The sequence below is a fragment of the Microcoleus sp. C2D2 genome (assembly GCF_036702495.1).
Lineage (GTDB): Bacteria > Cyanobacteriota > Cyanobacteriia > Cyanobacteriales > Microcoleaceae > Microcoleus.
The window spans coordinates 1-12,503 of the sequence record NZ_JAUBTO010000188.1 but is presented as its reverse complement, the minus strand read 5'-3'; the positions used below and the strand labels follow the sequence as shown (position 1 = coordinate 12,503).

The window sequence follows — 12,503 nt, the reverse complement described above, 5'->3', positions numbered from 1 at the left end:
AGGTGGAATTTTTTATATCTATACTTGAATTAAAGCCGTCCTATAAGGACGGGGTTTTCAACCCAATTTTCTGATAAGGTTGCGCTCCGCGCGTTTATTTGTTGGTCTCCATTCATCTCAACACCGACCTACGGTACCGTGTGAGCCTTCTTTCGACATTAAAGGTAAAGGTTTTTTTGATGAGCGCAATTTTTCTAGTACGGCTGACTTTGATATCCATCACGCCCATATACAGGGTACGAGCTTTCGTTGTAGCAAAACCGAGCGTAACCAGCGTGTCGCGCCATTAGGGTACGTTCAGTATTGTTGAGTTTGAGTTCGAGCTTCAGGGCGTACATAGCCAGGGAGCGAGTCAGGAGTGCCAACATTGATACTTATTTTACCAGTCACAGACCATGAAAGGACAAGAACACCGTGTTTTTTCGGACTAGATGTCTTTTATGTCAGGAAAAGTCTATGAAACTGCCGTTTAGTATCGTCTCACAGCATCTCACCTATAACTGTAATCAGTTGTCACTAATTGCCTGAGCAGCTAGGCTAACCGTCCCATAAGCTTTTTAGCTTATTTTGGGTTAAACGAACCGCACCTCAACAGTCAACAATCAAATCACTAAAATTGAGGTTTTGTCGCCACCCCGTCACAGAGACGCCGATCGCGATCGCTCACATTAGGATTAGTTCTGAGATAATCGCCCACCCAGTCGCAGCCCCTCACCAGCAAATCGTCAAGATCCAAATTCCACAAAATCACCCGATTATCCCGGCCAGCAGAAGCCAGAACCTTCCCATCCGGGCTAAAACTCACGCTCATCACGCTATCCTTGTGACCCGTCAAAGTTTTTAGCAAAGTCCCGCTGCGGCTCCACAGTTTCACCTTGTGATCGTAACTGCCCGAAGCAACCAACAAACCATCCGGGCTAAAAGCAACGCTAGTCACGCTGTCGCTAGAACCCTTCAGCAGCGTCGCCACCAAAGTCCCGTCCACCTTCCACAATTTCACCGAATTGTCGTAACCCGCCGAAGCCAGCATTTTGCCGTCAGGGCTAAAAGCAACCCCCAACACAAAACTGTTGTGAGCCCCTTCAAAAGTTTTCAGCAAACGACCGTCCCGATTCCAGAGTTTGACAGTACCGTCATCGCTTGCAGAAGCCAGCATCGAGCCGTCGGGACTGAAAGTCACCCCAGTCACCCAGCCTTGGTGTCCAGTCAAAGTCTTAATCAACCTGCCGTTTCTCGTCCAGAGTTTAACAGTCTTGTCCTTGCTCGCCGAAGCGAGAATCTCGCTGTCGGGGCTAAAACTCACGCTCATCACGCTGTCGGCGTGGCCGTCGAGAGTCAAGAGGACAGAAGGCGAACACGGGAACAGGGGAGCCGAAGGACAAGGCAGAATATTACTCATGCCATTTTCTTTCAAACTCCAGACTTTCACCGTTTTGTCGTAACTCCCAGAAGCAATTAGCTGGCCATCGGGGCTGAAACTGACGCTGGCGACTCTCTGAGTGTGTCCTTCCAAGGTTTCGAGCAAAACTCCCGTGCGGCTCCAGAGTTTGATAGTTTTGTCAGTAGAAGCAGAAGCCAGCCTTTGGCCGTCGGGGCTGAAAGTAACGCTTTGCACCCGGTTTTGGTGTCCGTCGAGGGTTTTGAGCGGCACGTCATCGAGCCGCCACAGCCTGACTGTTTTGTCAAAACTTGCCGAAGCCAAGGTTTTGCCTTCGGGGCTAAAACTCACCTGAGTAACTCGATCGGCGTGTCCCTCAAAAGTTCTCAGCAAGCGACTCTCCGGTTTAATGTTGCTAGCATCGGTTGGGCGTTTGTCGCCAACACCAGCAAGACTCCAGAGTTTGACACTCCCGTCTGCACTTCCAGAAGCAAGTGTTTGACCGTCGTTTGAGAAACTGACACCAAATACCCACTTGCTGTGTCCCCGCAAAGTTGCTAGCAGTTCGCCCTCCCGCGCCTGTGTTGAATTTTGTGTTGCTGGGTGTTTTAGTGCAGCGATGCTCCAGATTTTCACCGTTGTGTCTTCACCCCCACTGGCGATGGTTTCACCGTCGTTCGAGAAACTGACGGTGTAAATTTTCGAGGGTTGTCTGTTTTCGCTGTGCCACAAATTAGCGATTAACTTACCGTCAGAACTCCACAGTTTCACACTACCGTCATCGCTCGCCACAGCGATTATTTTGCCGTCGCGGCTGAAGCTGAGCCAATTTACGGGAGCAAATTGTTCGATCGTTCGCAGCAGCGTGCCGTCGCTTTTCCAAAGTTTGATAGTTTTGTCTGTAGATGCACTGGCGATCGTTTGACCGTCAGGGCTAAAAGCAACGCTGGTAACGCTATTAGTATGCCCTTTGAAAGTTGCCAGCAAACTGCCGTCTGTTTGCCAAATTTTGACAGTTTTATCTAAACTTGCCGAGGCTATGGTTTTGTTGTCGGGACTGAACGCGACACAGGAGACGCTGTTAGTGTGGCCTTTGAAAGTTGCCAGCAAACTGCCGTCGCGCCGCCAAAGTTTGACGGTTTTATCTACACTGGAAGAAGCTATTGTTTCGCCGTCTGGACTGAAACTAAGACCCCAAACTACATCACCGTGTCCCTCTAACCGGTTGCGTTCTTTGACTCCATAAACTGCCTGCTGGAGGGCGGCAGAAATCAGAATTTCCGTGTCTTTGAGAGTATCCATTTGTTGGGAGTGTTCGAGCTGTCTCCACTTTTTACCAGCTCTCAAACTTTCCATCATAGCGTCAAATTTGTTGTTTGAGAAATAAAGTGCTTCAGAAGCTGCTGTGAGGGTACTGATTTCAGCTCGCTGAGTTTGAGCGACAGCTAGCTGTTTTTGACCCACAGCCCGCCACCAAAAGTTTACGGCGGCGATCGTGGAACTGGTTAGTAGCAGTACGCCGATCACTGCTAATCCCAGCAGTTGTTTGAGAAAAGTATTGGCTCGGTAGAGCTGTGCTTGACTCATCTTTTTGTCCGCTTCTGCTTTGTGCAGTCTGGCTTCTAAGCCGAATCTTTGGCGGATCGGCCGCACTAAATAGTCGTGTACCAACTGATAGCGGTCTTCTGGGGCTTCCCGCAGCAGAAATAGCAAACCGTGACCGACTAAAATGTCTAAAATTAAGTCGAGGTTGTCGGTCTTCTTTTGTCGGGTTTCTGGGTCTTTTGCGAACTGTCGCTGTAGGGAAATTCGGTTTCTGCCGATCGCCGATAATTCGGTTTCGCGGGCATCTGCTGGCTGCTGGCCTGTAACTAATGAGAGTTCGTGTTTGGTTTTTATCAGCCGAACGCCTCTTTCATCTGTCAGGGAAAACAAGATTTTCCAAGCTGCGTCTTCGTTAACGGGCCCGCAGTCAGAGATGACTCTTTCGAGCGATCGCTTCACTAATTCCGCTTTGGGATGGTCCCCCAATTGCTGGTATTGTGCTAGACTGGTAATACCTTCTTCTTGCAGTTGCGCTCCCACTACCTGCAATTCGATAGGTCGCACTTCTTGCAGTTCGTCTGCTAAATCTTCCACGAAGGCATCGATCAGTGCCGGCTCTAAATAAAATTCCGCCCGTTCCGTTAAGTGTCCGATGACAGCCCGCGCGTCTTTGATAGAAAAACTGCGCAATTGGTAGCGGATGCTTTTGTCGAGAATATTATTGTTAATAGCGTCAAGATTTGGGAAGCGATCGCAATCTAGTAAGTAGTGTAAATAATCTTCACGCAAACACAGAATTACCTTAACATAAGGCACATTCAAAAACAAGCGCAAAAAATTATAAAAAAGTTGTCTTTGTGCCACTGAGGTAGAAACAAAGAAAAACTCTTCAAATTGATCGAAAATCAGCACAGTCAACAAATTATTTCTGGCATTTTCGCGCAACTGCTCTAGAATAAAAGAAGAGACTTCCGAGCTGCGAGCAGGAATAACCGAGGCACTTCTTTTGTGGATTTCCTGTACTCCTTTGGAGATTAATTTACTTTCCTCTTCGGCTTGTTTTTCGTACAGTGCGCCGTTCAAAGCATTTTCTAACTCCACCAGCCAGTCGGTGTAAACTTTGACTACTACGGGCAATGTATCGCGTGCGCCCGGAGTAATATTTTTCAAAGCTGGTACTAAGCCGGCATTGACTAGAGAACTTTTCCCGACGCCGCTGGGCCCGTGAATAATAGTTAATTTATGGTCGTCCCTGCTAATTCTTTCTAGCAAGCTATTGATATCTGTTTGGCGCGAGTAAGCTGTCATGGAGGCTGCGATCGCGGCTTGATTTTGAGCGGAGGGGCCCGAAGGATTGACGGCTTGTCGCTGCTGCTGCAATTGGCTGGCTCCGATAAAAGCTCTAAATCCGTATTGATATTCGATCGACCGCTGGGTTTTTTTAATCCGAAACGCTTTAAGATACTCTCCCTGCTCGAAATAAACCGCTTGCAGTTCCGTCAAAATATCGATGTAAAGTCGGGGGTCGTACTTCGGCTCGCTTTGAGATTGAGCCAACTCCAAAGAATGAACCGCCGCTTCCCACTGGCCTAGCTGCCGCAAACTTCGGGCTAAAAGTAAAAGATACGAACTCCTGTCGGATTTGGGATGTTGGATTTTAGATTTGAGTTCGTTACTTGGCTCGTTAGTGCCGACAAATTCTGGATAATTTCCCTCAAACCCCAATCTCAAATCTTCAATCAGCAATCTCAAATCATTAGGCGTTTGATCCAAAATCGCCAAAGCCAACTCGGCTAGCTGGCGGGCTTGACTCCACCTCGACTCTTGCAGGGCAACTTCAGCCAAAAAGCCGTAATCTTGAGCTAGTTGGCTGGGAGTACCGTAAGTGAAGTGCAACTGCAAAGAATTTTCAGCTAATGCTTGCAACTCTCCCCAAGCTTTCAGGCGCTGCAGCACTTCTCCGAGGTGTGCTGTCACCTCAGCTACCAATTCGAGGCGTGAGGCAAGGGAGAAAGCGTTTCTAGATTGTTCGAGGCTAATCCAAGCTTGTTCCCAGTGCTGGCGGTTGGCTACCGGATTTCTGGCTGCTTGCAAGCGGTGACACAGGGCTATGTGAAACAGCACTATGCCTTCTCTCTCTAAAAATAAAATATTGGGGACAGGATTCGACAAGGAAGAGAAGGTTTGTGGGTTTTCGCCAAGTTCCAAGTTGCCGGTTTGCTGCTGCCAAAATGCTAAACTTTCTTTGTAGTGAATTAAGGCTGTTTCGGTTTGGTCGCTGACGTAGTAATCTCGACCGAGAACGAATTGCAGGCTGGCTTTGAGGGCGGGTTCTAATTCTTGACCGCGATTTTGTAAATCTCTTAAAGCTAATTCTAGTTCTCGGCGTGGCAAAGAGCCGATCGCCAAATCGAGGGTATTGCCCGGACTCAAGGGCGAATAGGAGTGGACGTCTGATTGTCGTCCGTTTTGGGGTTGAGTGTCAAAGGTGAGAAAGCGTTCTCCGGGGCCCATTTCGCGCTCCAGGGCGCGTTTTTCGCACCTTGGAAGGTCTGTTCCAAAACTAGCTAGGGCGCCGACGGTGCTGCTGCCGAGTTCTTGATTGAGTTCGCCTACTTTAAATATAGTATCGGCTCGCCCAGCGAGGAAATTAATTAATTCGTCAACGGCCATTTCAAATTTAATTGTGGCGGCGGCCCAACTTTTGAAATCTGGGGCCAGACGAATCATTTTGGTCACGATCTCATCTGTTACCCACAAAATCACCGGGCAGGAAAAATTTTTGCGAAATTCGTCTCGCACTTGATTGGTAGAGGCCATCAGTTCGTCGATCGCTACTACTGTTTCTAAACCGAATACCATCAAAGCCGAGGCGGAACCGACAGGCGAATACCCCTCCTGGAAAGTGCTTGAAAGCAGGGTAGTGTAGAGGGTTTTGACTGAAGCTGGCAGGACGATATCTTGAATTGGAACTGGGGACGCTTCTCGCAGCCGCTGCGCTATTTGCTGCCGCAACTGCTCGTAGTTGCAGCGCACCAAAATTAGCGAGAATTGCTGTTGAGACATGGCGATGGATCTTACCAGAGTTTTGAGCGATCGCTCGTTGTAGTTGGCAGTTTCTTGTACCTTAATTAGATCTGTCATGCGTGCACCTCTTTTGCATAAATCAATTACCTAACCCTCGCCAATCGTGACAGAAAGCGTATTTCTACAGAGATACGCGTCTGGGGTCGGAGGCTTTGTATCTTTAGAAATACGTACTTTTTCCTACTTGTCGTATCAATACTTACATAGTTATTAGCTCCAATGTAAAGATATCATACCCCTCAATCTCAGAGAATGCGAGAGATCACACGAAAATTTAAGCCTGCCTAATAAAATTTTTAGTCAGCTACAGATAAATTACTACAGGCCCTAAATAGCCAACCGCTAAATTTAGGATAATACCGACGACTAGCTATTAGTAAACAACTCCAATATATCTGTAGCAGGCATTTAGCACAACAGCCCAAAAAATTGTCGTCCGGGATGGGATTATTTCAAATTAAGAGCAACAGGTAAAAACAGACATAGGGGGTCTGGCATTGCAGATATGAGAGTTGAGAGTGGGGAAAGTCCTGGGTGGCAGCAAAGTTTTACGCGACAATAACATCCGCGGCAGATAGCCAGCATTCAACAGCCCTCGGCCAGCGGCAAAAACCGCTGACCGAGGGCTGTATTGGATTGTAGGAGTTCGGAGTTGTGAGCGGTGAATTTTAAGTTAAAGAGTTTCTAAGTAACGAATGGCGTTGCTGCGATCGAGAGTCGCGAATAATCTCAAAAATCCCAACTATTTTGGCTCAATGCCCTGCCGCCACTCCTTATATTTTCTGGTTTCTGCTAGGGCTGGATTGATGCCAAACCAGCGACCTTCTTGATCGCGGTATTCAAAGACAAACATACTTCGCAACAAGATTTGAGACTCTTCCTCGCCGGTTACACTTTGTCGGTTGACGACTTGAAACAGCAATTCCCATTCCATGTCATTGATCGCTGCCAAAAGGTCATCGCGATATTCTTGAATGACGCTTTCGAGGCATTCGCGAGAGAAGGGAGGGTCTTCGTGCTGCAAACAGCTATACAAAAGCATCAGTAGATTGCGAACGTGACCGCCGCTAATCCGGCAAAGCCGGTCTAAAGTTTCGGGAGAGTCAAAGACCTGGGAAATCAAATCGATGCGTCGATCCGGAGCAACTGCGGGGAAAGCTCTAGCTAATACTAGCTGCCGCAGCAGTGCCATTCCTTCCTTGTGGTCGTCGCCCGATCGCATTTGCACCGGTACCATCGGCATCACCTTGGGCTTGACTCCAAATCGACTGGCGAGGCGGCCGAAGTCGTTGGAAAAAATCAAAGTCAGGGGAATCGTGTAGACGACATGGCAATTGAGTTTTTTCAACTGTTCGCCGCGGTCTAAAAACAGATATTCTGGCTGGGTGCGTCCGCTGGGTTTGAGGGAGGCGTCGAGGCGGTCGAGGTTGTCAACGATGACTGCGAGCCCTTTTTTCCCTTGCTGCTTGAGTTCGGCGTTAGCTCTGTTGAGGAGTTCTTCGTTGATGGACTGCAAGATGCTGTTGGTGCGGGGTTCGAGATATTGCCTGAGTTGCGATCGCAGTTTGGGAGAGTCTTTAGTTTTAGCAGTAACTCTAGCAATGCCTACAGATAACTCGGCTTCCGCTGACAAATCTATGGGAGTCTGCAAAAATTCTGCCACTTCTGCAAACAGATTTGTAAAATAGCTCGGTCTGAGTTTGATTTTAGCTGATTCCATAGTTTCGCTGACTTGGCGGGCAATGCTCAGCAAAATATCGCTGATGTCTACATCCCCCATGTCTAAGTCTTGGGAAGACTCGAAGTAAACGACGCAAAAACCCTCTTGCTCTAGCTCAGCTTTGAGTCGAAACAATTCCGTAGATTTGCCACACCCGATATGTCCTGTAAATAGCTGACAGGTTGGCTCGTTGGGGGAGATGCGGGTAATGGTTCGCTGTAAAGATTCAATGATTTTGCCGCCACGCACGGAACCAAAATCAATGTAGTATTGATAATCTCCTGGGTCTCCCGCAACAAGGGTTTTGCTCGGGTTGCAGGCTTTATAGAATCTGTCTAATTCGAGTGGGATCACAATTGAAGCCGAATAAAAGTTAAACAAGCTAATCGAAAGTCTAAACTTTCTTTGCTTGAGTTTAGTTGGATTTGTAACCTTTTGCCCTGTGGGGTAAGGCCCTAAATACCCAAGTAACCTTTATCTGCTAAGCGGCTTGGACGGCGCTGGAATTGTGGATTTTTAATTAATAATTTTTAATTACCTAGCTGGAGCAGTGATTTTACCGATCTTGGCAGGAGTCTGGGTAAATTTGCGGGGATCTGGTTAAATGGTAGGGGAGAATGGGGCTGCTTGAGAGAGAGTTTAAACAGTTTTGAATTTGTGAAGATCCTTAATTACTATATTGTCAAGAGGTAGATGGCTAGTTTTGGAGCGGTTTCTCAAACAGAGTTAGGGCGCAGGCGCCAAAAGTTGCGGCAGCTCCGTCGCGCTCGATTGGCGGCTGTTGTGTGGCAAATGCTGGCAGCGAGCGCAATCGCCGGGGGTTTGCTGTGGTGGATTGCTCAGCCGGCTTGGTTGATTGCCCGATCGGAACAAGTGAAGGTGGAGGGCAATCAGTGGCTGTCGGACAAGGCGGTGCGGTCTTTGGTGCCGCTGTCTTACCCGCAGTCGCTGTGGGGGATTCAACCGCAGGCGCTGGCAGAAAAACTGGAGTCAACGGGGCCGATCGCCAAAGCTAAGGTGACTCGCAACTTGTTTCCCCCGAGTTTGACTGTAGAAGTGGCAGAACGGCTACCGGTGGCGGTGGCGCAGCCGACGGCGGTGTTGAGATCCAACAGCGATCGGGAAAAAGTGGGGTGGCTGGACGCTCGCGGAGGTTGGATGCCGTCGGAGAGCTATACTGCTACTGTGCGATCGCAGAATAGTTCGATCGGGGCCGGCAGAATTCAGGGACCTGGGCCTGTGCGTTCTTTGCCAAGTTTAAAAGTCATCGGGCCTTTGGAACTGTATCGCGCCTCTTGGCCGAAGTTTTACCAAGGACTCAGCGGCTTGACGGTGAAAGTGTTTGAGATTGATTGGCAAGACCCGAACAATTTGATCTTGAAAACAGAGATCGGTACGGTACACTTAGGGCCGTACAGTTCCAGGACTGCGGAGCAACTTAAGGTTTTAGACCGAATGCGACAATTGCCAAAACAGCTAGATTCAAGCCTCATAGCCTACATTGACTTGAAAAATCCTGCTTCCCCGATCGTCCACTTGCCAGAACTCCCCGGCAGCTTGGAGAGTTCAACTCCCGCACCAACTCGCGCCCAGAATTGATCCTCTGTCCGCAGAAGCTAGAATGTATCGATCGGCTGGCAGAATTTTTACCAAAATAATGGGTTTAAAGCCTCCCCCTTCTAGGGGGGCTTTTTTGTGATATGATATTTGCGTAGACTTTTTCCACGCAAATGATAGTCCTAGAGTTCAAGGCTAAGGGAAAAACAACTCAATATGCCGCTATTGATGAGGCGATATTGACGGCTCAATTTGTCCGCAATAAGTGTATCCGCTATTGGATAGATAACCAAGGCGTAGGACAGAAAGAGCTGTATCGTCTTAGCAAGACGTTGAGAGAAGAATTTCCTTTTGCTAAAGCCTTAAACTCAAGTGCTTGCCAAGCATCTGTTGAAAGAGCCTATAGTTCTATAGCCCGGTTCTACGACAACTGCAAAAAATCTATTCCAGGGAAGAAAGGCTATCCAAAATTTAAGAAGAATTGCCGCTCAGTTGAGTACAAAACTTCAGGATGGAAACTTTCCGAAACTAGGAAACAAATCGCTTTCACCGACAAGAAAGGGATTGGCAAGCTCAAGCTCAAAGGAACGTGGGATTTAAACTTCTATCAACTACACCAGATCAAACGGGTTAGGTTGGTGTGTCGTGCCGATGGCTACTATGTTCAGTTCTTGGTTGATGCTGAGAACAAGGGAGCCTTGAAGCCAGCAGGGAAAACTATAGGACTAGATGTAGGAATCAATGAGTTCTACACCGATAGCAATGGACACACGGAACCTAACCCAAAGTTTTATCGGGTCCGAGAGAAACGGTTGAAGTTTCACGCGCGCCGTGTGTCTCGTAAAAAGAAAGGCTCTGTTAACCGCAAGAAAGCTATTAATAAGTTAGGGCGAGTACACCTCAAAATAAGTAGGCAACGTGAAGAACACGCCAAGAGAGTGGCGCGTTGCGTAATCCAATCTAACGATTTGGTCGCTTATGAAAATTTGAGGATTAAGAACTTAGTCAAAAACCATTGTCTCGCCAAGTCTATTAATGATGCCGGTTGGTTTCAATTCAGAAAATGGTTAGAGCATTTTGGCCTTAAGTATGGTCGGGTAACTGTTGCAGTCAATCCGGCATATACTTCCCAGCAATGCTCTAATTGCGGCACTCTAATCAAAAAGTCTCTGTCTACAAGAACCCACATTTGTGAGTGTGGATTCGTGTTAGACAGAGACTGGAATGCCGCTATTAATATTCTGGAGCTAGCTTTGAGTACCATAGGGCATATGGGAACTTGGGTTTTAAACCCAAACGCTTCGGGAGATCTAGCCTCTACTGTTTTAGGTGCAAGCCTATTTCAGCAAGCGGGGTCGTTGAGCGAAGAATCACCGCCCTAAAAGTGCGGTGAGTGTCAAGTACAAGTGCCTTATGCACAAGCGCCTTGATGGGGTCAGTCGATATTTAGATGTGAGACGGGGGCGTGAGACGTTGGGTGAGACGGCGGCGCGATCGCGAGGCGTCGAACGACTCGACGATTTGAGATTTACTCCATAGATGAATCTGGGAGCTTGAACAATAGTCTAAAATTGGGATCTCTCCACGACAGGAGTCGGGGGATTATATCCGTTTTTGGGCGGGGTCAAGCCAGGTATGGGCGAGCTCGGCCGACAAAATCTGAGATTGCTAACATTGAGACTCGACCAGTGTTAGTTTTTCGCGCAACTTAGCCTATAGTTGATTGTGAATTGGCGTTTAGTTAACAAGCTGTAATCTACTATCCCCGACTCTCATGAAGCTTAATAATAGACAGGGGTCTGAGCAAAACAGTCCCACTTCGGAAGAAGTAAAAAATTTTCCGGTGGCTGCAGATTCCGCCAATCCCTTTAGACGCAAGTCTGGTTATGTAAATGTAGATAGTATTGATATCGATCCTATGGTCAATCCCAAAGACATAATGCCCAGCAGTGCCGCCAAAATCAAAGTAATTGGCGTCGGCGGCGGTGGGGGCAACGCCGTTAACCGGATGATTGCTAGCGAGGTTTCTGGTGTCGAGTTTTGGTGCGTGAATACAGATTCCCAAGCTCTGGTTCTCTCAAATGCTCCGAAACGCTTGCAAGTCGGACAGAAGTTGACGCGCGGTTTGGGCGCGGGGGGCAATCCGGCGATCGGTCAAAAGGCTGCGGAGGAATCTCGCGACGAGGTTGCTAATGCTTTGAATCACGCGGATTTGGTGTTTATCACAGCCGGCATGGGCGGCGGTACGGGCACGGGCGCGGCTCCGATCGTGGCTGAGGTGGCTAAGGAAATGGGCGCTTTGACTGTGGGCATAGTGACGCGGCCTTTTACATTTGAGGGACGGCGGCGCACCAGCCAGGCTGAGGAAGGGATCGCGGCTTTGCAAACCCGGGTGGATACGCTGATCGTGATTCCTAACGACAAGCTGCTGTCTGTGATTTCGGAACAAATGCCGGTGCAAGAGGCTTTTCGAGTTGCTGACGATATCCTGCGCCAAGGGGTTCAGGGTATTTCTGACATTATTACTATTCCCGGTTTAGTGAATGTTGACTTTGCTGACGTGCGGGCAGTAATGGCGGATGCGGGATCGGCTTTGATGGGCATAGGCGTGGGTTCTGGCAAGTCGCGGGCTAGGGAGGCTGCGATGCAGGCTATTTCTTCGCCTCTGCTGGAAGCTTCGTCTATTGAGGGCGCTAGAGGTGTGGTGTTTAACATCACTGGCGGTACTGACATGACGCTGCACGAGGTGAATGCGGCGGCTGAGACGATTTACGAGGTTGTCGATCCGAATGCCAATATTATTTTTGGAGCGGTGATTGACGAGCGGCTTCAGGGGGAAATTAAGATTACTGTGATCGCTACTGGTTTTTCGGGAGAAGTTGCGTCGCCTCCGGCTCCGGGGCGGACGCAAAATGTTAATGCTCCTTGGCGGGCTGCAACTGTGCCGGTGACTCCTGCTCAACAGACGCCCGATCCGAAAACGAAACCGCAGGATTTGGGATTGGATATTCCTGAGTTTCTGCGCAACCGTCGTCCGCCAAGATGATTTTAGATTTTAGATTTTAGATTTTAGATTGGGGATTTGGGATTTGGGATTGAATCTCCAATCTCCAATCTCTAATCTAGAAAATCTAAAATCTTCAACTAAAACAGCAGGAGTCCCGCACTCTAACGGTACCCCGTTGAGTGACGGGAGGAATGCGCGTGAGGCTCAAG

7 protein-coding genes are annotated in these 12,503 nt (G+C 48.5%); 4 read left to right on the top strand and 3 right to left on the bottom strand.

The window, feature by feature from the left end; genetic code table 11:
- Window positions 1-194 precede the first annotated feature (194 nt).
- The 3 genes from QUB61_RS34170 to QUB61_RS34160 form a co-directional block, all read right to left on the bottom strand.
- Window positions 195-338, bottom strand: coding sequence for a helix-turn-helix domain-containing protein (locus tag QUB61_RS34170; RefSeq protein ID WP_333135120.1), 144 nt, complete (start codon window positions 336-338; stop codon window positions 195-197).
- Window positions 339-610: 272 nt separating this feature from the next.
- Window positions 611-6,067 carry a WD40 domain-containing protein gene (locus tag QUB61_RS34165; protein ID WP_333135118.1) on the bottom strand — a complete coding sequence of 1,819 codons (5,457 nt, stop codon included), beginning with the start codon at window positions 6,065-6,067 and terminating at the stop codon, window positions 611-613.
- Window positions 6,068-6,752: 685 nt separating this feature from the next.
- Window positions 6,753-8,084, bottom strand: a complete 1,332-nt coding sequence (locus QUB61_RS34160) for an ATP-binding protein (RefSeq protein WP_333135116.1) — start codon at window positions 8,082-8,084, stop codon at window positions 6,753-6,755.
- 339 nt (window positions 8,085-8,423) lie between these two features.
- Between QUB61_RS34160 and QUB61_RS34155 the strand changes: the two genes are divergently transcribed.
- The 4 genes from QUB61_RS34155 to ftsZ all read left to right on the top strand — a co-directional run bounded on the left by QUB61_RS34155 (window position 8,424) and on the right by ftsZ (window position 12,333).
- The gene (locus QUB61_RS34155) at window positions 8,424-9,329 is read left to right on the top strand and encodes an FtsQ-type POTRA domain-containing protein (RefSeq protein WP_333135114.1); all 906 of its coding nucleotides are present in this window, start codon (window positions 8,424-8,426) and stop codon (window positions 9,327-9,329) included.
- Window positions 9,330-9,460: 131 nt separating this feature from the next.
- Complete coding sequence (locus QUB61_RS34150) at window positions 9,461-10,669, top strand: transposase (protein WP_333135112.1); 1,209 nt, start codon at window positions 9,461-9,463, stop codon at window positions 10,667-10,669.
- Between the two features lie 31 nt (window positions 10,670-10,700).
- A complete protein-coding gene (locus tag QUB61_RS34145; protein ID WP_333135109.1) occupies window positions 10,701-10,826 on the top strand; it encodes a hypothetical protein in 126 nt (41 codons plus the stop codon).
- A 235-nt stretch (window positions 10,827-11,061) separates the two neighbouring features.
- Complete coding sequence (gene ftsZ / locus QUB61_RS34140) at window positions 11,062-12,333, top strand: cell division protein FtsZ (RefSeq protein ID WP_333135107.1); 1,272 nt, start codon at window positions 11,062-11,064, stop codon at window positions 12,331-12,333.
- The last annotated feature ends 170 nt before the right edge of the window (window positions 12,334-12,503 follow it).